This window comes from Lichenibacterium dinghuense (assembly GCF_021730615.1).
Classification (GTDB): Bacteria; Pseudomonadota; Alphaproteobacteria; order Rhizobiales; family Beijerinckiaceae; genus Lichenihabitans; species Lichenihabitans dinghuensis.
Map to the genome: position 1 here is coordinate 171,633 of NZ_JAJLMN010000001.1, position 19,773 is coordinate 191,405.

Here is a 19,773-nt window from a genome sequence, read left to right on the forward strand (position 1 = left end):
CGGTGAACGCCTCGCGAGCGAAAGCTCTGAATCAAAGTTGCGGCGGCCGGGCTCGGCCGTCGCCACGGCGGTGGAATACCCGATCGGATGCGGGGAGGCTGCGGCTGTTTTGTGGTCCCAATACGACCGGCGGCGCCCGAGGGGGACGCCGCGGGCGTGCGCGTCGAGCTTCTCCGAGGCCCTGTGGCACCCTTGCCACAATCGGGCCGCGGACCGCGTGGGTCCGGCCTCAGCGCATGGCCGAGGGCGCGGGAGGGGCGGCGGCGACGGGGGCCGCGAAAAAGGCGTCCACCGACGCCGCCACGCCCGCGGCCGCCTTGGCGCGCCAGTCCGGCGACGCGAGCGAGCGGGCGTCCTGGCCGCTCGACAGGTAGCCGAGCTCCAGCAGCACCGACGGCACGTCCGGCGCCTGCAGCACCTTGAAGCCGGCCGAGCGTTCGGGATTGTGGTTCAGCCGCGCGATCTTGGCCCAGTAACCCGTCAGCGTCCTCTGGAAGCGGTGCGAGTCGGCGCGGGTCTCGCGCCGCGTCAGGTCGTCGAGGATGTCGGACACGTCGGCCGCGGCGCGCGGCGCGTCGTCGATCCCGGCGGCCGCGTCGCTCTGGTTCTCGGCCGCGGCGACGCGCGCCGCCTCGGGGTCGCTGGCCCGGTCCGCGGCCGTGTAGACGGTCGCGCCCGCGACGGCCGCATCCTTCAAGGTGTCGGCGTGGACGGAGATGAGCAGCGCGGCTCCGGCGTCGCGCGCGACCCTGACGCGATCGCCGAGCGACACGAAGCGGTCGTCGTGCCGGGTCATCACCACGCGGTAGCGGCCGCCCGCCGACAGCCGGTCCGACAGCGCCAGGGCGAACTGCAGCACCACCTCCTTCTCGACGGCCCCGCCGAGCCCGCCCGCGCCGGGGTCGACGCCGCCGTGCCCGGGGTCGATCACCACCACGGGGCGCGGGTCGGAGGTCGGAGGCGGTGCCGCGGCGGCCGGCTCCGGCGCGGGGCGGCGGACGGCGGCGTGGAAGGCGGCCCGATCGGTCGGCGCCAGCGCGACGGTCAGACGCGACGCGCTGCCGCCCGCGATGCTGGCGACCTCGGCGCGCCGCAGCGCGGCCGGCCCGTCGAGGTCGACGACGACGCGCGAGCGTCCCGGCGCGAAGAGCCCGAACCGGAAGCCGCGGACCAGCCCGACGCCGCCCGCGCCGAGCCGGCCAGCCGCGGGATCCACCTGGAAGTTCACCTCGGGCAGGTCGAGCACCAGCCGGTCGGGCTCCTCCGTCAGGCTGGCCTCGACCGCGACTCCGGCGCTGAGGTCGACGACGAGCCGGGTCTCGTCGCCCGCGACCGACACGCGGGCGTCGACCGCCACCGGCGCGCCGGGGCCGGGGCGCGCGGCGCCGGGGAGCGGGGCCGGATGCCGGGCCGGGGCGGCCGCGGCGGAGGCGAATGCGAGCGCCAGGGCGACCGGGATGCGGGCGGCGCGCCGAGCGAGTCTCGAGTCCATGGCACGCCCCGTCCGCCGCATCCCGCCGCCCGACGGGATCGCGCCCCGCCACGTTACGGGCTGCCTCGCGGATGGTTAAGGATGTCCTTCGCGCCCGCCGCGGATCGTCGCCCGCTGTTGCTCCGCGGCAACGCAGGACCACGAACTTGCCAAAGTGCAGCGCCCGAGGCTATGTTTCGCGTGTCAAGGTCCCGACTCGGGCACGCCTCGCGGCGGCTCGCCTTCCAGGACCGGTTCGGACACCGATGGCCCGGCGTGTCGTGCAGGGGCATTCGCCAGAGGCGATTATCGGTCCGGGCTCGATCGGGCGGCAGATCGAACCTTCGGGCTCGCGTCGGACTTCCTTGGCAACGCGGCCGCGTTCATCGGCCGCGCCGAGAGAGTCGCCATCCATGGTCCGCCCGCTCCGGGGTCGTCACGCTGCCGCATCCTCCGCTCCCCGCGCCGACGAGCGCCGGGGCGGCCGCGGGCCGCGCGCCGGCATCGCCCGGCCCGAAGCGGCTCCGGCGACCTCGGGCGCATCGTCACGCCGAAAGCCGTCCCGGCTCTCGATCCCCCCCTCGGCCCTCTGCGACGCAGCGGCGGGCCACCCTCACCCCATGCGGCGCATCCCGCCCCACGCCCCTCGACTCCCCGGCATGTCGCCTGCGGTCGACCCGTCGTGCCCGCGCGTGCGCCTCCAGGCGAACAGAGTTCCCCATGTCCAACAGCAAGATGCTCATCGACGCCGCACATCCGGAGGAAACCCGGGTCGTGGTGCTCAAAGGTAACCGCGTCGAAGAGTTCGATTTCGAGTCCGCCAGCAAGAAGCAGCTGCGCGGCAACATCTATCTCGCCAAGGTCACCCGCGTCGAACCCTCGCTGCAGGCGGCCTTCGTGGAATACGGCGGCAACCGCCACGGCTTCCTGGCCTTCTCCGAGATCCATCCCGACTATTACCAGATCCCCTTCGCGGACCGTCAGGCCCTGCTGGAGGAGGAGGCGCGCGCCCATCGCGACGAGGACGACGAGCCGCGCGAAGCCCGCGGCGGCGAGGGCCGGGTCGACCGCGGCGGCCGGCGCGGCGGCGACGGCCGCTCTAACGGCGGCGGGCGCGGCGAGAACCGCACCGACCGGGACAGCAACGGCGGCGAAGGCCGGTCGGAGCGCAACGCCCGCGGCGAAGGCCGCGACGGGCGGGGCGGCCGCGACGGGCGGGGCGAGCGCGGCCAGCGCCGCAGCCGCCGCCATCGCCGCGACAACGCCCCCGCCACGGCGCTCGAGCGCCGCGACGCCGTCGACGAGAGCATCTCGGAGCCGGCCTTCGAGGTCGAGGACGTCCTCACCGCGGTCGAGGTCGATGCCGCCGCCGCGGTGGCGGTCGAGGCCGCCGAAGGCGGCGTGACCGAGGGTTCCGTCGGCGCCGAGGCGACCGGATCGGACGAGACCGTCGGCACGGTCGCGGAGGCTGCCTCGCAGGACATGGGCGCGCAGGCCGCGGGCGATGCGGCCCCGGTCTCGGACGCCGCCGCGTCCGAGACCACGACCGGCGACGACGCTGTCGAGGCCGCCCAGGGCGAGCCGACCGCGGCCGTCGAGGCGGTTCAGCCGCATGAGGCGGCCGTCGAGGCAGCCGCTGTCGAGCCCGCGCAGGGCGAGCCGGCGTCGGCCGACGCCCAGCAGGCCGAGGTGACGGCTGCGGCCGAGCAGAGCTCCGTCCTCGCGTCGCACGCCGACGACGCCCTCGAGGTCGTCCAGCATGGAGACGATGCCCACGGTGAAGGGGCAGCATCGGCGCAGGCCGCCGCCGAGTCCGCCGCGACGGAGGCGCGCGACGTCCCGGCCGTCGAGGACGAGCCCGCCGGCGCCGAACACGCCGCCGAGGCCGACACGGCCGAGCACGAGGAGGAGCACGTCGAGCAGATCGGCGGCGACGCGCTGTCCGACGTCGCGCCCCGCCCCGTGCGGCTGCGCCGCCACTACAAGATCCAGGAGGTCATCAAGCGCCGCCAGATCCTGCTGATCCAGGTCGTCAAGGAGGAGCGCGGCAACAAGGGCGCCGCCCTCACCACCTACCTGTCGCTGGCCGGCCGCTACTCGGTGCTGATGCCCAACACCGCCAAGGGCGGCGGCATCTCGCGCAAGATCACCGACGGCGAGGACCGCAAGCGCCTCAAGGCCATCGCGAACGAGCTCGACGTGCCGGAGGGCATGGGCGTGATCCTGCGCACGGCGGGCGCGTCGCGCTCGCCGATCGAGGTCAAGCGCGACTTCGAATACCTGCTGCGCATGTGGGAGTCCGTGCGCGAGCTGACGCTGAAGTCGTCGGCGCCGACGCTGGTCTACGAGGAAGGCTCGCTCATCAAGCGCTCCATCCGCGACCTCTACTCGAAGGACGTCGAGGAGATCGTGGTGTCGGGCGAGGCGGGCTTCACCGAAGCGCGCGACTTCATGCGGATGCTGATGCCCGGCAACGTCAAGAGCGTGCTGGAGTACCGCGACCCGTCGCCGATCTTCGCCAAGTCGGGCGTGGAAGCGCAGCTCGACGCGATGTTCTCGTCCCACGTCACGCTGAAGTCGGGCGGCTACCTCGTCATCAACCAGACCGAGGCGCTGGTCGCCATCGACGTGAACTCGGGCCGCTCGACGCGCGAGCACAACATCGAGGACACGGCGCTCCGCACCAACATGGAAGCCGCCGACGAGGTGGCTCGTCAGCTCCGCCTGCGCGACCTCGCCGGCCTGATCGTCGTCGACTTCATCGACATGGAGGAGGGCCGCAACAACCGGGCGGTGGAGCGCCGCATCAAGGAGGCGCTGAAGAACGACCGCGCCCGCATCCAGATCGGCCGCATCTCGCATTTCGGCCTCCTGGAGATGTCGCGCCAGCGCATCCGCACCGGCGTGCTGGAAGGCTCCACCGTGGTGTGCCCGCACTGCGCCGGCACAGGCACGGTCCGCTCCACCGCGTCGATCGCGCTGCACGTCCTGCGCCTCGTCGAGGACGCGCTCATCAAGGACGCCGCCTATGACCTCGTGGTGCGCAGCCGCGGCGAGGTGGCGCTCTACATGCTCAATCAGAAGCGCGCCAAGCTCGTCGAGCTGGAGCAGCGCTTCGGCGTCACGATCTCGGTCGAGGGCGACCCGTCGCTGACCGGCACCGTCTACCACGCCATCGAGCGCGGCGACCTCGCCACCCCGGCCGAGGCGCCGATGCCCCGGCAGGACCTCGTGCGCGTCGATTCGATCGCGCCGGTGTTCGAGCCCGAGATCGAGGAGGTCGCCGAGGCGGCCGACGAGGGCGAGGCGGAGGGCGCGGACGAGGCCGTCGAGGCCACCGGCGGTGAGACCGGCGAGGGTGGCGAGCGCCGCCGCAAGCGCCGCCGCCGGCGCCGCGGGCGCGACCGGGACGGCGCGGGCGAGACCTCGGCCGACGCTCCCGCATCCACCGACGAGGCCCAGGACGGCGCGGCGGAGTTCGGCGGCGACGCGACGGTGGAACCGCTGCCCGTGATCGGCTTCTCGGCCGAGCCCAGCGGGGCGGACGAGGTCGGCACGGACGCGGTCGCGGCCGCGGACATCGACGCGGCCGAGCCGGTCGAGACGTCGTTCGACGGGGCGGAGGCTGGCGCGGCGCCCGCGGACGAGCCGGTGGAGGCCGCCGTCGCAGCTCCCGTCACCGCTTCGGCACCGATCGAGGACGTCGGCGCGCCGGCGGACGCCGAGCCGGCCGCCGAAGAGGCTCCGAAGCGCCGTCGCTCCCGCCGGACCGCCGTCCGCGCCGACGACGAGGCGGCCCCGGCCGCCGACGGCGATGCGGCCGACGCCCCGTCCGACGAGGCGCCGAAGCGACGCCGCCGCCCCGCCCGCGCCCGCGCCGCCGAGACCGGAACGGCCGACGCGGTCGAGGCGGCGCCCGCCGCTGACGCGTCGAGCGAGCCGGAGCCGGCCGGAGCCGATCGCGGCGCGGTGGTCGAGGCGGTGACGCCCCCGGCGGCCGGGGCTGCCCCGTCCGCCGCGGCAGAACCGACGGCCGACACGGCTGCGGAGCCCGCCGAAGCGCCGGCTGTCGCCGCCGAGCCGCAGCCCGAGCGCCCGAAGCGCTCCGGCTGGTGGCAGCGCGCCAAGACGTCGTTCGGCTCGTGACGCCGGCGTCCGCGCGGGGAGGGCATCCCCCGCGCGGACGGCCCGTCGCAGCGGCTCGCGGCCCCGCGAGCCTTGGAATGGCCGCATCGGCGCCGCATGAACACCGCGACGCTTCCGGGCCGCGGGCCCGCGCGGCACGTGAAGGGACCACGATGAATCAAGGTCGAGGCCGGTCCATCCCGGCGATCCGCTCCGCATTGGCCGGGCTGGGGCTGCTGGCCGCTGGCCTCTGCGGGACGCAGCCGACGCCGGCGACGGCCGCCGAGTTCACCGCGGCCCAGAAGTCCGAGATGGGCGGCGTGATCCGCGACTACCTCCTGCAGAACCCCGAGGTGCTGCAGGACGCCATGGCGGAGCTCGAGCGCCGCCAGAAGGTGCAGGAGGAGGCCAAGCGGTCCGAAGTGGTCGACCGCAACGCCGGGCCGCTGTTCAACAGCGCCGGGGACGCCGTGCTCGGCAACCCGAAGGGGCGCGTCACGCTCGTCGAGTTCTTCGACTACAACTGCGGCTACTGCAAGCGCTCGCTCGACGACATCGCCAGGCTGATGAAGGCCGAGCCGGACATGAAGCTCGTGCTGAAGGACTTCCCCGTGCTCGGGCCGGGTTCGGTCGAGGCCGCCTACGTGGCCGCCGCGGTGCGCAACCAGTTCAAGGGCGAGCAGTTCTGGCAGTACCACCAGAAGCTGCTCGGCGGCCAGCACGGCCCCGTCGGCAAGGCCCAGGCGCTCGCGGTCGCCAAGGACATGGGCGCCAACATGGACCAGCTCCAGAGGGACGCGGCCAGCCCCGAGATCAAGGCGTCCATCCAGGGCACGATGCAGCTCGCCGACGCCCTGGCGCTCACGGGCACGCCGTCCTTCGTGGTCGGCCACGACGTCGTCGTGGGCGCGGTCGGCTTCGACGAGCTGAAGGGCCACGTCGACAACGTGCTGAAATGCGGCAAGGCCGCCTGCTCCTGACGCCGACCGCTCCGCATGGATTGGCGTTGAAGCGGATCATTCTCTATGAGGGCGTGACGCGCGCGCCGTGCGGCGCCCTCCCTCCCCCATCGTCGGCCTCGACCGCCCCCGCCGGCGGCCGGCCGGCCCCCATCAGAAGACCTCGATGCCCATGATCCGAAACGGCCTGCGGACGCGCCCCAAGGGGACCAAACCGACGCCCGCCGGCACCGGCCCGACCGCCATCGACTCCGACCTCGTCCGCACGCTGGCGACCCTCTTGTCGGAGAGCGACCTCGCCGAGATGGAGATCGAGAAGGGCGACCTGCGCATCAAGCTCGTGCGCCACACCGCCGTCTCCTACGCGCCCCTCCCGGCGCCCGCCATGGCCGCGCCCGTGGTGGTCTCCGCGCCGTCGGCCGCGCCCGCCGCCGCATACCAGGCCCCGGCCGCCGCCGACGCTCCCGCGGACCACCCCGGCGCGGTGAAGTCGCCGATGGTCGGCACCGTGTACCGCCGCGCCAGCCCGGAGGCGAAGCCCTTCGTGGAGGTCGGCAGCACGGTGAAGGCCGGCGAGAAGATCCTGCTCGTCGAGGCCATGAAGACCTTCAACGAGATCGTGGCGCCCCGCGCCGGCACCGTCTCGTCCGTGCTGGTCGAGGACGGCCAACCTGTCGAATACGGGCAGCCGCTGCTCGTGATCGAGTGACGCGGCCCATGTTCGACAAGATCCTCATCGCCAACCGCGGCGAGATCGCGCTCCGCGTGCTGCGCGCCGCGAAAGAGCTCGGCATCGCCACCGTGGCGGTCCATTCCACGGCCGACGCCGATGCCATGCACGTGCGCCTCGCCGACGAGAGCGTGTGCATCGGGCCGCCGCCGGCGCGCGACAGCTATCTCAACATCCCGGCGCTGCTGTCCGCCTGCGAGATCACCGGCGCCGACGCCATCCATCCCGGCTACGGCTTCCTCAGCGAGAACGCCCGCTTCGCCGAGATCCTGGAAGACCACGACATCGCCTTCATCGGCCCCAAGGCCGAGCACATCCGCACCATGGGCGACAAGATCGAGGCGAAGCGCACGGCGCGCGCGCTCGGCATCCCCTGCGTGCCCGGCTCGGAGGGCGGCATCACCGACGACGGCGAGGCGGCCCGCGTCGCGGCCGAGATCGGCTTCCCGGTCATCATCAAAGCGGCGGCGGGCGGCGGCGGGCGCGGCATGAAGGTGGCCCGCACCGAGGCCGACCTGTCCGACGCGCTCGGAACCGCGCGCTCGGAGGCCAAGGCGGCCTTCGGCGACGACGCGGTCTACATCGAGAAATACCTCGAGAAGCCGCGCCACATCGAGATCCAGGTGCTCGGCGACGGCCGGGGCAACGCCATCCACCTCGGCGAGCGCGACTGCTCGCTCCAGCGCCGGCACCAGAAGGTGTGGGAGGAGGGTCCCTCCCCGGCGCTCAACGCCGAGCAGCGCGCCGCCATCGGCGAGACCTGCGCGGCGGCGATGCGCAAGCTCGGCTACCGCGGCGTCGGCACGATCGAGTTCCTGTACGAGGACGGGCAGTTCTACTTCATCGAGATGAACACCCGCATCCAGGTCGAACATCCCGTGACCGAGATGATCACCGGGATCGACCTCGTGAACGAGCAGATCCGCATCGCCGCCGGCTCGCCGCTGACGCTGAGCCAGGCCGACGTGAAGCTCGACGGCCACGCCATCGAGTGCCGGGTCAACGCCGAGCACGCCCAGACCTTCCGGCCCTCGCCGGGGCGCATCAGCTACTACCACCCGCCGGGCGGGCTCGGGGTGCGGGTCGATTCGGCCGCCTATCAGGGCTACACGATCCCGCCGAACTACGATTCGCTCGTCGGCAAGCTGATCGTGCACGGCCGCACCCGCACCGAGGCGCTGATGCGCCTGCGGCGCTCGCTCGACGAGTTCATCGTGGACGGCATCGACACCACCCTGCCCCTCTTCCGCACACTGGTGCGCAACACCGACATCCAGAACGGCGCCTACGACATCCACTGGCTGGAGCACTTCCTCGCCGACCAGACCGGCTGACCGGTCGGCCCCGCACGGGCTGTGGACGGCGGGGCGGTGACCCCGCGCGGCCGCTGACGCGCCGCCCCGGTGCGTGGCATGAGTTTCGCTCGCCGCGACGACGCGGCCGCTCCGGGCCACCGCCGGAGGCCGGTGCCGCCGCGAAGGGGAGACACCTGTGAAGCGCGAAGACCTGACCGAGAAGCTGCTCGACATCAAGCGTGAGAAGGGTTGGACCTGGAAGCACATCCAGGACGAGATCGGCGGGCTGTCGCCCATCCTGATCACCGCGGCCTGCATGGGCCAGATGAAGCTGCCCAAGGCGCAGGCCCGCAAGGCCGCCGAGCTGTTCGGCCTCAGCCAGTCCGAGGAGCGCATGCTGAACGAGCCGCCCTACCGCGGCTCGATCCCGTCCATGCCGCCGACCGACCCGCTGATCTACCGCCTCTACGAGCTGGTGATGGTCTACGGCACGACCTTCAAGGAGCTGATCCAGGAGGAGTTCGGCGACGGCATCATGTCGGCGATCGACTTCAACATGACGATGGAGCGCGAGCCCAACAACAAGGGCGACCGGGTGAAGCTCGGCATGTCGGGCAAGTTCCTGCCCTATAAATATTACGGCAACGAGGACGGCGTGCCGGACTACGGGTTCAAGGAGCCCTGACGGTCGGGCCGGGGCGAAGCGGCTCGCCGGCCGCCGCCCCGGCCTCCATCCTCGCCGCGGAGGGCGCTCAGACGATGGGACGATTGTCGACGCATGTGCTCGATACGGCGCGCGGCCGCCCGGCGGCGGGCGTTCCCGTGACGCTCGACAGGATCGCGGCCGACGGCGCCCGCAGCCGCGTGGCGGTCGCCGTCACCAACGCCGACGGCCGGACCGACGCCCCGCTGCTCGCGGGCGACGCCTTCGCGGCCGGCACCTACGAGCTGGTCTTCGCGGTGGGGTCCTATTTCGCCGACCTCGCGCCGGGCGCCCCCTTCCTCGACGTCGTCCCGCTCCGCTTCACCGTGTCGGATCCGGACGGCCACTACCACGTCCCGCTCCTGGTCTCGCCCTGGAGCTACTCGACCTACCGGGGCTCCTGATGACCGAGGCCTATCCGCGCGACCTCGTCGGCTACGGCGAGCATCCGCCCCACCCGCGCTGGCCCGGCGACGCCCGGATCGCGGTGCAGTTCGTCATCAACTACGAGGAGGGCGGCGAGAACAACGTCCTCCACGGCGACGCGGCGTCGGAAGCCTTCCTGTCGGAGATCGTCGGCGCCCAGCCCTGGCCCGGCATGCGGCACGCCAACATGGAGTCGATCTACGAATACGGCTCGCGCGCCGGATACTGGCGGCTGCACCGCCTGTTCACCGAGCGCGGCATGCCGGTCACGGTCTACGCGGTCGCCTCGGCGCTCGGACGCTATCCCGGCATCGTCGCCTCCATGCAGCGCGCCGGCTGGGAGGTCGCCACCCACGGCCTGAAGTGGATCGACTACCGCGACCACGCGCCCGAGGCCGAGCGCGCCGACATCGACGCCGCCGTCCGGATCCAGACCGAACTCACCGGCGAGCGGCCGCTCGGCCTCTACCAGGGCCGCTCCTCGATCAACACGCTGAGCCTCGGATGCGAGGAGGGCGGCTTCCTGTATCTCGCGGATTCCTACGCGGACGAGCTGCCCTACTGGATCGAGGGCGCGCGGGGGCCGCAGTTGGTCGTGCCTTACACGCTCGACGCCAACGACATGCGCTTCGCGACCCCGCAGGGGTTCAACAGCGGCGACCAGTTCTTCGCCTACCTCAAGGACAGCTTCGACACGCTCTACGCGGAAGGGCTGACGGCGCCGAAGATGATGTCGGTGGGGCTGCACTGCCGCCTCGTCGGGCGGCCCGGCCGCGCCGCCGCGCTGGCGCGCTTCCTCGACTACGTGGCCTCGCACGACCGCGTCTGGGTGGCGCGGCGGATCGACATCGCCCGCCACTGGGTCCGGACCCATCCGCCGGCCGGCGGGTACCGCCCGAGCCGCATGGGCGAGGTGCTGTTCGTCGCGGTGTTCGGCGACACCTTCGAGCACACGCCGGAGATTGCGCGGGCCGCGCATCGCGCCGGTCTCGGTCCTGCGGAGGACGCGGCCGACGGGCTGCACGCCGCGATGGTGCGCGCCATGCGGGCCCTGCCCCGTTCGGCGCGACGCGCGCTGATCGACGCGCATCCGGACCTCGCGGGCCGGCTCGCGCTGGCAAAAGGCCTGACCGCCGACTCGACGAGCGAGCAGGCCGGCGCGGGGCTCGACCGGCTGACGGCCGACGAGCTCGCGCGCTTCACGGACCTCAACGCGCGCTACCGCGAGCGCTTCGGCTTCCCCTTCATCATGGCCGTGAAGGGCCGCAGCCGGGACGAGGTGCTGGCCGCCTTCGAGCAGAGGCTCAGGAACGGCGAGGACGCGGAGTTCGACCGCGCCCTCGCCGAGGTGGAGCGCATCGCGCTCCTCCGATTGCGGGACCGCCTGCCCGCCGAGGGTCAGGCGGGGTAGCGCATCAGAGCGCGCGCAGGATGCGGCGGATCGGGTGACCCGGGAGTCCGCGGCGGTAGCCGTAGCCGTAGCGGCGGTAGCCGAACGGGCGGCGGTAGCCGAAGCCGCGGCGGAAGAACGGGCGGCGATGGTAGAACCCGCGGCGATAGTAGACCTGCTCGGCGTCGACCGACGCGGCGGGGGCGGCCTGCTCGATCGCGGCGGCGCCGGCCATCGGGGTGGCGGCGGCGGGCTCGGCCGCGAGGGCGGCGGCGCCGAGGGCCAGGGCGGCGATCAGCGCGGTGGTGATGGGACGGGACAAAGGCTCACTCCGACGGGGTTGGCGGCGCTTGAACACCCTGCCGAGACAGTCAGTTCCCGTCCGACCGCGATCGCGGTGAACGCATTCAGTAGACGTCGTTGCGCACGAACCAGTCCGCGCAGGGTTCATGCCCCCGCCCGACCGCGTCCTCGTAATAGGTCGTGATCGATTCGACGGCACGCGACAGGGCGCCGTGCGGGCCGTCGTGCTTCTCCAGGGTCATCACGTTGGCGCCGTCCTGTACCGGCGTGCGGATGTAGTGGCTCTGCTCGAAGAAGTAGCGCGCGTCGTCGGTCTCGTAGACGCGGATGGACACGCGGAACCGCTCGGCCGCGAGGTCGAAGAAGATGTGGTATTCCGAGAAGAACTTGTGGAACGCCACGATGTGCGGGTGCCGCAGCGCTTGCAGTTCGTGGGTCGACATCACCGGCGCTCCCTGGCCTCCCCGCATCCTTCCACACGCCGTGTGGGTTGAAAAGCCGAGCTCACGTCTTGAGCCTATAGCCGGTCCTGAAGATCCAGGCGATCAGCGCGGCGCAGCCCGCGAGGATCGCCAGCGTCATGCCGAAGCTCACCTCCGGCGGCACGTCGGCGTGGCCGAGGAAGCTCCAGCGGAAGCCGTTGACGAGGTACACCACGGGATTGAGGTAGGCCACCTCGCGCCAGGGCGAGGGCAGCGTGTCGATCGAGTAGAAGCTGCCGCCGAGGAAGGTGAGCGGCGTCACGATCAGCAGCGGCACGAGCTGCAGCTTCTCGAAGCCATCCGCCCAGATGCCGATGACGAAGCCGAAGGCCGAGAATGTGACGGAGGTCAGCACCAGCGCCGCGACCATCCAGACCGGGTGCTCGACGTGCAGCGGCACGAACAGCGCCGAGGTGGCGATGATGATGAGGCCGAGCACGATCGACTTGGTCGCGGCCGCGCCCACGTAGCCCGCCACGATCTCGAAGGCGGAGATCGGCGCCGACAGGATCTCGTAGATCGTGCCGGTGAAGCGCGGGAAGTAGATGCCGAAGGAGGCGTTGGCGATGCTCTGCGTGAGCAGGGACAGCATGACGAGGCCGGGCACGATGAAGGAGCCGTAGCTCACCCCGTCGACCGACTGGATGCGCGAGCCCAGCGCGGCGCCGAAGACGACGAAGTAGAGCGCGGTCGAGAGCACCGGCGACACGATGCTCTGCGTGACGGTGCGCAGCGTGCGCGCCATCTCGAAACCGTAGATCGCCCGGACGGCCGGCAGGTTCATGCGCGAACTTTCACGAGGTCCACGAAGATCTCCTCCAGGGTGTTCTGCGAGGTCGTGACGTCGCGCACCGCGACGCCGGCGCCGGCGAGGTCGTCGAGCAGGATGCGGAGGTCGACGGGCTCGCTGCCCGGCTCGTAGGTGTAGGTGAGCCGGCCGCCGTCCTCCGAGGTCCTCAGGCGGTGGCGCGCGAGGGCGGGCGGCACGGCGGCGAGCGGGGACGCGAGGTCGAGCAGGAGGCGCTTGCGGCCGAGCTTCTGCATGAGCCGGGCCTTCTCCTCGACGAGGATCAGCTCGCCGCCACGGATCACGCCGACGCGGTCGGCCATCTCCTCGGCCTCCTCGATGTAGTGCGTGGTCAGCACGATGGTGACGCCGTCGCGGCGCAGCCCGTCGACGAGCCGCCACATGTCGCGGCGCAGCTCCACGTCGACGCCCGCCGTGGGCTCGTCGAGGAACAGGAGGCGCGGCTCGTGCGACAGCGCCTTGGCGATCAGCACGCGTCGCTTCATGCCGCCGGACAGGCGGCGGAGCTGACTGTCCTTCTTGTCCCACAGCGACAGGTCGCGCAGGATCTTCTCGATGCGGGCCGGGTCGCGCCGCCGGCCGAACAGCCCGCGGCTGAAAGTGACGGTGTCCCACACGGTCTCGAAGGCGTCCGTGGTGAGCTCCTGCGGCACGAGGCCGACCATGCCGCGTGCGGCGCGATAGGCGCCCGCGATGTCGTGCCCGCCCACCATCACGCGGCCCGAGGTGGCGCGCACGAGGCCGCAGGCGATGGAGATCAGCGTCGTCTTGCCGGCGCCGTTGGGGCCGAGCAACGCGAAGATCTCGCCCTCGCGCACGTCGAGGTCGATCCCCTTCAGGGCCTGGAAGCCGGTCGCGTAGGACTTGGTCAGATTCGAGATCGACAGGATCGGCTGCATGCGGTGCTGGTAGCCGATCCGCCCGTCATGGGGAAACGCGAAAGTTCGGTTTCGAAAGGCCGCTCGCCCTTCGCGGGGCGCGGGGCAGGGCCCCACGCCCGTGGCGGCGCCGCTTCAGGCCGCCTTCTTCATCGGCTCCTCGCCCTCCTCCATGGCGCGCATGTAGAGGTCGAGCAGCGATTCCTGCTCGTCGCGCTGGTCCTTGTCCTGCTTGCGGATCTTGAGGATCTCCTTCAGCACCTTGACGTCGAAGCCCTCGCCCTTAGCCTCGGAGAAGACCTCCTTCTTGCCCTCGTTGAGGGCCTTGAGCTCCTCCTCGATCTGCTCGACGCGCTCGATGAAGGAGCGGATCCGCTCCCCCGCGATGCCGACCGTATCGCCCATGACCTTGGCTCCCTTCGCCGTCCTGATGAGAACAGAACCTAAACAGCCGATGGTCAACGGGAGGTAAACGGCGGTTGACCGCGCCCACCGGCCCGCGTCTCCTCGGGGCGCGGCCGGGCGGCAGACCCGGCGCGGGCGGAGGGGCGCGGCATGCGGACGGCGATCATCGGGGCGGGGCTGGTCGGCCGCGCCTGGGCCATCAGCTTCGCGCGCGCGGGCCACGAGGTCCGCCTGTGGGACCGCGACCCCGCCGCCGTGCCCGCGGCCCTCGCCTTCGCGGAGGGCGTGCTGCCCGACCTCGCCGCGCACGGCCTGCTCGGCGGCGCCGAGCCGGCCGCGGTCCGCGCGCGGCTCACCGCGCACGCGGACCTCGCCGAGGCGCTGGACGGCGTCGAGCACGCGCAGGAGTCGGCGCCCGAGCGCGTCGAGGTCAAGCGCGCGCTGTTCTCCGAGCTCGACCGGCTGGCGCCCGCCGCGGCGACGCTCGCCTCCTCGACCTCGGCGCTGCTCCCCTCGGCCTTCCAGGAACACGTGGCGGGCCGCGCGCGCTGCCTCGTGTGCCACCCGATCAACCCGCCCTACCTCGTGCCGGCCGTCGAAGTCGTGCCCTCGCGCTGGACCGCGCCCGAAACGATGGAGCGCGCGGCGGCCTTCATGCGCGGCTGCGGGCAGAGCCCGCTGGTGATGAAGCGCGAGGTCGACGGCTTCATCATGAACCGCCTGCAGGGCGCCCTGCTGGAGGAGTGCTTCCGTCTCGTCGCCGACGGCATCGCCTCGGCCGAGGACGTCGACGCCGGCCTCCGCGACGGGCTGGCCCTACGCTGGAGCTTCATGGGGCCGTTCGAGACGATCGACCTCAACGCGCCGGGCGGCGTGCGCGACTATGCCGAGCGCTACGGGGGCATGTACGAGCGCATGTTCCCCTCGATGCAGCGCCGCGTCGACTGGGCCGGCCCCGTGATGGACGGGGTCGAGGCGGACCGCGCCGCCCGCCTGCCCCGCGCCGGCCTCGCCGAACGGCAATTGTGGCGCGACCGCCGCCTCATGGCGCTGCTGGCCCACAAGCGGGCCGCCGCCGGCGAGGGCTGAGCGGGATCGGCCGCCGCGGCGCGGGGTCGCCCCGCGGAAACGATGCGGAGGGCGGTTCGCCCGCTTTCCGCCACGGCGCGCGGCGATCGTTAGTCCGACGATTGCCGGCCGACCGGTGGCCCGCGGTCGGGAACGGGTGATATGGTCGCGTCCCGCATCCTCATCGCCTTCGGCGTCGCCGTGGCGGCCGGCGGTGCCGCCTTCGCGGCGCTGGCCTGGCATCCGGCGATCCCGCCGGTCGAGCGGCCCGCGGCGTCGAGCTTCGACCCCGCGGCGGTGAAGCGCGGCGCCGCGCTGGCGGCGCTCGGCAACTGCGCCGGCTGCCACAGCGCGCCGGGCCGCCCGGCGTTCGGCGGGGGCCTGCCGGTCGAGACGCCCTTCGGGGCGATCTACGCCAGCAACATCACGCCGGACCCGGAGGCCGGCATCGGCCGCTGGAGCGAGGCCGCCTTCCGCCGCGCCATGCGGGACGGCGTCGACCGCGAAGGCCGAAACCTCTATCCGGCCTTCCCGTACAACCACTACACGCGGGTCACGGACGACGACGACGCGGCGCTCTACGCCTACCTGATGACGCGCCGCCCGTCGGCCGCGGCGGTGCGCCCGCCCGCCCTGCCCTTCCCGCTGAACCTGCGCCCGGTGATGGCGGGCTGGAACCTCCTGTTCTTCCGCGCCGGCGCCTTCGCGCCCGACCCCGCGCGCAGCCCGGAGTGGAACCGCGGCGCCTACCTGGTCGAGGGGCTCGGCCACTGCGGCGCCTGCCACACGCCGCACGGCGTGCTGGGCGAGGAGAAGGCGGGCCACCACCTCGGCGGCGGGATGGCGGAGGGCTGGAACGCCTACGCGCTGAACGCGGCCTCGCCGGCGCCCCTACCCTGGACGGTCGACAGCCTCGCCTTCTACCTCCACCACGGCTGGCAGGCCGAGCACGGCGCGGCGCGCGGGCCGATGGCGCTGGTGACGGCCGAGCTCGGCACCGTTTCCGACGCGGAGGCGCGCGCCATGGCGGTCTACCTCGTGTCGCTGATGGGTCGCCCCGAGTCGCGGCCAGCCGACGCTCCGCAGGCCGCGGCGCCACTGCCGCCCGCGAGCGCCGGCGGCCAGGTCGCGGTGTCGGACGCCGCGGGAGGCCGCGGCGCGGCCCTCTACGCCGGCGCCTGCGCGTCCTGCCACGCCTCGGGTAGGCCCCTGCCCTACGGCGGCCTGGATCTCGCGCTGAGTTCGGCGCTGCGCGCGCCGGACCCGTCCAACGTCGTCACCGTCACGCTGCACGGCCTCGCGGCGCCGCCCGGCGCGCCGGGCTCGATCATGCCCGGCTTCGACGGCGCGCTCGACGACGCCGACCTCGTCGCCCTACTCCGCTACCTGCGGGCCGACGTCGCCCGTGCCGAACCCTGGCCCGACCTCGACGCCGCGGTGCGGCGCGCGCGGGCGCGGGGCGCCACTCTGGTGGCCAGCGACGGCGCCGGCCCGGCCCCGCCCGACGCGGAGGTGAGGATCGCCCGATGACCACCATCACGGTGAACGGCACGCCGCACGCCGTCGCGGCCGACCCGGCGACGCCCCTGCTCTATTGGCTGCGCGGCGACCTCGCGCTCGACGGCGCCAAATACGGCTGCGGGCTCGGCCAGTGCGGCTCCTGCACGGTGATCGTCGAGGGCCGGGCCGTGATGTCCTGCGTCGTCCCGGTCGGGGCCCTCGACGGCAAGCGGGTGACGACGCTGGAGGGGCTCGGCACCGCCGCGGCGCCGGGGCCGATGCAGCGCGCCTTCATCGCCGAGCAGGCCGCCCAGTGCGGCTACTGCATCCCCGGAATGATGATGAAGGCGCAGGCCCTGCTCGACCGGCAGCCCGACGCCTCCGACGCCGAGATCCGCGCCGCGCTGCAGACCAACCTGTGCCGCTGCGGCACCCACATGCGCATCCTGCGCGCCGTGCGCCGCGCCGCCGACGAGATGCGGGGCGCGGCGCCGGTCCGGGTCGGGGACGCGCGATGAGCCCGCGCCTCACCCGCCGTGCCGTTCTCGCCGGCACCGGCGCGCTGGTGCTCGGCTTCGCGCTGAGCCCCGCCGGCGCCACGGAGCCGGAGGGCGAGAACGGCGGCGCGACCGGCGTGCGCGACCTGCCCGGCAGCCTCAAGAAGACGCCGCTTCTCGACAGCTGGATCAGGGTCGAGCCCGACGGCCGCACCCTGGTGTTCACCGGCAAGGCCGAACTCGGCCAGGGCATCGCGACCGCCCTGACCCAGCTCGCCGCCGAGGAGCTCGACCTGCCGCTGGACCGCGTGTCGATCCGGACGGCCGACACCGGCGTCACGCCGGACGAGGGCTACACGGCCGGCAGCCACTCCATGCAGGACAGCGGCAGCGCTATCCGGGCCGCGGCCGCGGAGGTGCGCCGCATCCTGGTCGGCGAGGCCGCGGCGCGCTGGGGCCTGCCCGCGGACGGGCTCGGCACGGCCGGCGGCGCCGTCGTTACGCCGGACGGGCGGCGGCTCGGCTACGGGGACCTCGTGTCGGCGACGCTGATCCACGTCGAGGCGACGCCGCATCCGCCCCTAAAGGCGCCAGCCGCCTACGAGGTCGTGGACCGGCCGGTGCAGCGGCTCGACATCCCGGCCAAGGTCACGGGCGGCGCCATCTACGTGCAGGACCTGCGCCCGCCGGGGCTCCTCCACGCCCGCGTGGTGCGCCCTCCGGCCTATGGCGCGACGCTGCTCGACCTCGACGACGGCGCCGTGCGGGAGACGCCGGGCGTCGTCGCCGTGGTGCGGGACGGCTCCTTCCTGGCCGTCGCGGCCGAGACCGAGTGGGGCGCCGTCGAGGCGATGCGCCGGCTCGCCGCCGCGGCGCGCTGGTCCGACGCGCCGCCCATCCCCGTCGAGCAGCCCGCCGCGGCGGCCATCAAGGCCCTGCCGTCGCGCGACACGGTGATCCTCGACCGCGGCGCGCCGCCGCCCCGCGATGGGCTGCGCCGCTTCGCGGCCGAATATTCGCGGCCCTACCAGGCGCACGGCTCGGTCGGCCCGTCCTGCGCGGTGGCGCGCCTCGACGGCGAGGGGCTGACGGTGTGGACCCACACCCAGGGCGTCTTCCCGGACCGCGCCGCCATCGCGGAGATGCTGCGCATGGATCCGGCGCGCGTGCGCTGCGTACACGCGCAGGGCTCGGGCTGCTACGGCCACAACGGCGCCGACGACGCGGCCGGCGACGCGGCGCTGGTCGCCCGCGCCCTGCCGGGCCGCCCCGTGAGGCTGCAGCTGATGCGCGAGCAGGAGGCGGCGTGGGAGCCCTTCGGCCCCGCCATGGCGACGCGGGCCGAGGCGGCGCTGGGCGCCGACGGGCGCATCGCCGACTGGTCCTACGCGGTGTGGAGCAACACCCACAACATGCGGCCCGGCGGCGCCGGCGCGCTGCTCTGCGCCCAACTCCTCGCGGAGCCCTTCGCACCGCCCGAGCCGAAGCCGATCCCGCAGCCCGAGGGCGGCGGCGACCGCAACGCGCTGCCGATCTACGCGCTGCCGAACGCCCGCGTGGTGCATCATTTCGTGCCCGAGATGCCGCTCCGCGTGTCCGCCATGCGGGCGCTCGGCGCCTACGCCAACGTGTTCTCGATCGAGAGCTTCATGGACGAGCTGGCGCGCGGCTCGGGCCAGGACTCGATCGCCTTCCGGCTGCGCCACCTCGCCGACCCCCGCGCGGTGGCTGTGGTCGAGAAGGCGCGCGACGCGTCCGGCTGGGCGGCGCGGCCGAAGCCCCCCGGCACGGGCCGCGGCTTCGCCTTCGCGCGCTACAAGAACCTCGCCGCCTATTGCGCGCTGGCGGTGGAGTGCGAGGTCGACCCGGACACCGGCCGCGTGCGCCTCGCCCGAGCCGTGGCGGCGGTCGACGGCGGGCAGGTCGTCAACCCGGACGGGCTGCGCAACCAGATCGAGGGCGCCGTCCTGCAGTCGATGAGCTGGACGCTGTTCGAGGAGGTGGCCTTCGACGCCTCCGGGATCGGCTCGGTCGACTGGGCCACCTACCCGATCCTGCGCTTCGACGCCGTGCCGGACAGCGTCGAGGTGCACCTGATGGACCGGCCCGGGGAACCCTTCCTGGGCTGCGGCGAATGCGGCCAGGGCCCGACCGGCGCGGCGATCGCCAACGCGGTCGCGGACGCGATCGGGGTGCGGCTGCGCGACCTGCCCCTGACGCGCGACAAGGTGCTGGCCGCGCTGGCGCAGGGATGACGGAGGCGCCGCACGCGCGTTTGCGCGCCGTCCGCTTCGGCCCTAGAACCTCCGCACGGGGCGAAGCGGGTGGCGGGCCATGGGCATCTTCGGCAATCTCGGCAACATGCTGGGCGACTTCGTCGAGCAGCACGGCGGCGCGGAGGCCATGGCCCAGCAGGCGCTGCAGCAGGCCGGCGGCCTGCAGGGCATCGTGGCGAAGCTGCAGGGCGCGGGCTACGGGGACCAAGTGCAGTCCTGGCTCGGCGCCGGTCCCAACCAGCCCATCACGGCGGACGGGATCGCGCAGGCGATCGGCCACGGCCGGCTCGGCGAGATGGCGCAGAGCTACGGCGTGCAGCCGGACCAGCTGTCCGGCCTGCTGGCGCATGTTCTGCCCGGCCTCGTCGACAGGTTGAGCTTGAACGGCGCGATCGAGCCGCATCCCGCGCCCTGACACGCTTTGTTGACCGCCGCGGTCCACGCTGGGCGCGGCGGA

General features: G+C 73.3%; 18 protein-coding genes. 12 read left to right on the top strand and 6 right to left on the bottom strand.

Features of this window, described 5'->3' with window-relative positions; all coding sequences use genetic code 11:
- Positions 1-229 precede the first annotated feature (229 nt).
- Entirely contained in the window at positions 230-1,492 is a 1,263-nt protein-coding gene (locus L7N97_RS00825; RefSeq protein WP_237476491.1) for an N-acetylmuramoyl-L-alanine amidase, read from the bottom strand.
- Between the two features lie 699 nt (positions 1,493-2,191).
- On the opposite strand from L7N97_RS00825, the gene L7N97_RS00830 reads away from it, so the two are divergent.
- The 7 genes from L7N97_RS00830 (at position 2,192) to puuE (ending at position 11,120) form a co-directional block, all read left to right on the top strand.
- Positions 2,192-5,617 carry an Rne/Rng family ribonuclease gene (locus L7N97_RS00830; protein WP_237476492.1) on the top strand — a complete coding sequence of 1,142 codons (3,426 nt, stop codon included), beginning with the start codon at positions 2,192-2,194 and terminating at the stop codon, positions 5,615-5,617.
- A gap of 152 nt (positions 5,618-5,769) precedes the next feature.
- Positions 5,770-6,576 carry a DsbA family protein gene (locus L7N97_RS00835; protein WP_237476493.1) on the top strand — a complete coding sequence of 269 codons (807 nt, stop codon included), beginning with the start codon at positions 5,770-5,772 and terminating at the stop codon, positions 6,574-6,576.
- Between the two features lie 151 nt (positions 6,577-6,727).
- On the top strand, positions 6,728-7,264 hold the full coding sequence (gene accB, locus L7N97_RS00840) for an acetyl-CoA carboxylase biotin carboxyl carrier protein (protein ID WP_428981041.1): 537 nt from the start codon (positions 6,728-6,730) through the stop codon (positions 7,262-7,264).
- Between the two features lie 8 nt (positions 7,265-7,272).
- Entirely contained in the window at positions 7,273-8,619 is a 1,347-nt protein-coding gene (accC, locus tag L7N97_RS00845; protein ID WP_237476495.1) for an acetyl-CoA carboxylase biotin carboxylase subunit, read from the top strand.
- Positions 8,620-8,776: 157 nt separating this feature from the next.
- Positions 8,777-9,265 carry a cyanase gene (gene cynS / locus L7N97_RS00850; RefSeq protein WP_237476496.1) on the top strand — a complete coding sequence of 163 codons (489 nt, stop codon included), beginning with the start codon at positions 8,777-8,779 and terminating at the stop codon, positions 9,263-9,265.
- A gap of 74 nt (positions 9,266-9,339) precedes the next feature.
- Positions 9,340-9,687, top strand: coding sequence for a hydroxyisourate hydrolase (gene uraH, locus L7N97_RS00855; protein WP_237476497.1), 348 nt, complete (start codon positions 9,340-9,342; stop codon positions 9,685-9,687).
- A complete protein-coding gene (gene puuE / locus L7N97_RS00860) occupies positions 9,687-11,120 on the top strand; it encodes an allantoinase PuuE (RefSeq protein WP_237476498.1) in 1,434 nt (477 codons plus the stop codon). The genes uraH and puuE overlap by 1 nt, the downstream gene beginning before the upstream one ends.
- 4 nt (positions 11,121-11,124) lie before the next feature.
- Here puuE and L7N97_RS00865 read toward each other — a convergent pair whose 3' ends face one another.
- From L7N97_RS00865 to L7N97_RS00885, 5 genes are all read right to left on the bottom strand, one after another.
- Positions 11,125-11,421 (bottom strand): hypothetical protein, encoded by a 297-nt coding sequence (locus L7N97_RS00865; RefSeq protein ID WP_237476499.1) that lies wholly within the window; start codon positions 11,419-11,421, stop codon positions 11,125-11,127.
- Positions 11,422-11,506: 85 nt separating this feature from the next.
- Positions 11,507-11,845 (bottom strand): hypothetical protein, encoded by a 339-nt coding sequence (locus tag L7N97_RS00870; RefSeq protein WP_237476500.1) that lies wholly within the window; start codon positions 11,843-11,845, stop codon positions 11,507-11,509.
- A 61-nt stretch (positions 11,846-11,906) separates the two neighbouring features.
- Positions 11,907-12,668 carry an ABC transporter permease gene (locus L7N97_RS00875; RefSeq protein ID WP_237476501.1) on the bottom strand — a complete coding sequence of 254 codons (762 nt, stop codon included), beginning with the start codon at positions 12,666-12,668 and terminating at the stop codon, positions 11,907-11,909.
- The gene (locus L7N97_RS00880) at positions 12,665-13,591 is read right to left on the bottom strand and encodes an ABC transporter ATP-binding protein (protein ID WP_237476502.1); all 927 of its coding nucleotides are present in this window, start codon (positions 13,589-13,591) and stop codon (positions 12,665-12,667) included. Before L7N97_RS00880 ends, L7N97_RS00875 begins: the two co-directional genes overlap by 4 nt.
- Before the next feature lie 114 nt (positions 13,592-13,705).
- Complete coding sequence (locus L7N97_RS00885) at positions 13,706-13,975, bottom strand: DUF2312 domain-containing protein (protein ID WP_237476503.1); 270 nt, start codon at positions 13,973-13,975, stop codon at positions 13,706-13,708.
- A 150-nt stretch (positions 13,976-14,125) separates the two neighbouring features.
- Here L7N97_RS00885 and L7N97_RS00890 point away from each other — a divergent pair, with 150 nt between their 5' ends.
- From L7N97_RS00890 to L7N97_RS00910, 5 genes are all read left to right on the top strand, one after another.
- The gene (locus L7N97_RS00890) at positions 14,126-15,064 is read left to right on the top strand and encodes a 3-hydroxyacyl-CoA dehydrogenase (RefSeq protein WP_237476504.1); all 939 of its coding nucleotides are present in this window, start codon (positions 14,126-14,128) and stop codon (positions 15,062-15,064) included.
- 141 nt (positions 15,065-15,205) lie between these two features.
- Positions 15,206-16,573: a cytochrome c gene (locus L7N97_RS00895; RefSeq protein ID WP_237476505.1), complete on the top strand. Its 1,368-nt coding sequence runs from the start codon at positions 15,206-15,208 to the stop codon at positions 16,571-16,573.
- Entirely contained in the window at positions 16,570-17,061 is a 492-nt protein-coding gene (locus L7N97_RS00900) for a (2Fe-2S)-binding protein (protein WP_237476506.1), read from the top strand. Before L7N97_RS00895 ends, L7N97_RS00900 begins: the two co-directional genes overlap by 4 nt.
- The gene (locus tag L7N97_RS00905; protein WP_237476507.1) at positions 17,058-19,295 is read left to right on the top strand and encodes a xanthine dehydrogenase family protein molybdopterin-binding subunit; all 2,238 of its coding nucleotides are present in this window, start codon (positions 17,058-17,060) and stop codon (positions 19,293-19,295) included. Before L7N97_RS00900 ends, L7N97_RS00905 begins: the two co-directional genes overlap by 4 nt.
- Positions 19,296-19,374: 79 nt before the next feature.
- Positions 19,375-19,731, top strand: a complete 357-nt coding sequence (locus tag L7N97_RS00910; RefSeq protein WP_237476508.1) for a YidB family protein — start codon at positions 19,375-19,377, stop codon at positions 19,729-19,731.
- Positions 19,732-19,773 lie beyond the last annotated feature (42 nt).

Excerpts from the sequence above, each read along its gene's own strand:
- L7N97_RS00825 (WP_237476491.1), bottom strand. The coding sequence starts at position 1,492 with ATGGACTCGAGACTCGCTCGGCGCGCCGCCCGCATCCCGGTCGCCCTG.
- L7N97_RS00830 (WP_237476492.1), top strand. The coding sequence starts at position 2,192 with ATGTCCAACAGCAAGATGCTCATCGACGCCGCACATCCGGAGGAAACC.
- L7N97_RS00835 (WP_237476493.1), top strand. The coding sequence starts at position 5,770 with ATGAATCAAGGTCGAGGCCGGTCCATCCCGGCGATCCGCTCCGCATTG.
- accB (WP_428981041.1), top strand. The coding sequence starts at position 6,728 with ATGATCCGAAACGGCCTGCGGACGCGCCCCAAGGGGACCAAACCGACG.
- accC (WP_237476495.1), top strand. The coding sequence starts at position 7,273 with ATGTTCGACAAGATCCTCATCGCCAACCGCGGCGAGATCGCGCTCCGC.
- uraH (WP_237476497.1), top strand. The coding sequence starts at position 9,340 with ATGGGACGATTGTCGACGCATGTGCTCGATACGGCGCGCGGCCGCCCG.
- puuE (WP_237476498.1), top strand. The coding sequence starts at position 9,687 with ATGACCGAGGCCTATCCGCGCGACCTCGTCGGCTACGGCGAGCATCCG.
- L7N97_RS00870 (WP_237476500.1), bottom strand. The coding sequence starts at position 11,845 with ATGTCGACCCACGAACTGCAAGCGCTGCGGCACCCGCACATCGTGGCG.
- L7N97_RS00875 (WP_237476501.1), bottom strand. The coding sequence starts at position 12,668 with ATGAACCTGCCGGCCGTCCGGGCGATCTACGGTTTCGAGATGGCGCGC.
- L7N97_RS00880 (WP_237476502.1), bottom strand. The coding sequence starts at position 13,591 with ATGCAGCCGATCCTGTCGATCTCGAATCTGACCAAGTCCTACGCGACC.
- L7N97_RS00885 (WP_237476503.1), bottom strand. The coding sequence starts at position 13,975 with ATGGGCGATACGGTCGGCATCGCGGGGGAGCGGATCCGCTCCTTCATC.
- L7N97_RS00890 (WP_237476504.1), top strand. The coding sequence starts at position 14,126 with ATGCGGACGGCGATCATCGGGGCGGGGCTGGTCGGCCGCGCCTGGGCC.
- L7N97_RS00895 (WP_237476505.1), top strand. The coding sequence starts at position 15,206 with ATGGTCGCGTCCCGCATCCTCATCGCCTTCGGCGTCGCCGTGGCGGCC.
- L7N97_RS00900 (WP_237476506.1), top strand. The coding sequence starts at position 16,570 with ATGACCACCATCACGGTGAACGGCACGCCGCACGCCGTCGCGGCCGAC.
- L7N97_RS00905 (WP_237476507.1), top strand. The coding sequence starts at position 17,058 with ATGAGCCCGCGCCTCACCCGCCGTGCCGTTCTCGCCGGCACCGGCGCG.
- L7N97_RS00910 (WP_237476508.1), top strand. The coding sequence starts at position 19,375 with ATGGGCATCTTCGGCAATCTCGGCAACATGCTGGGCGACTTCGTCGAG.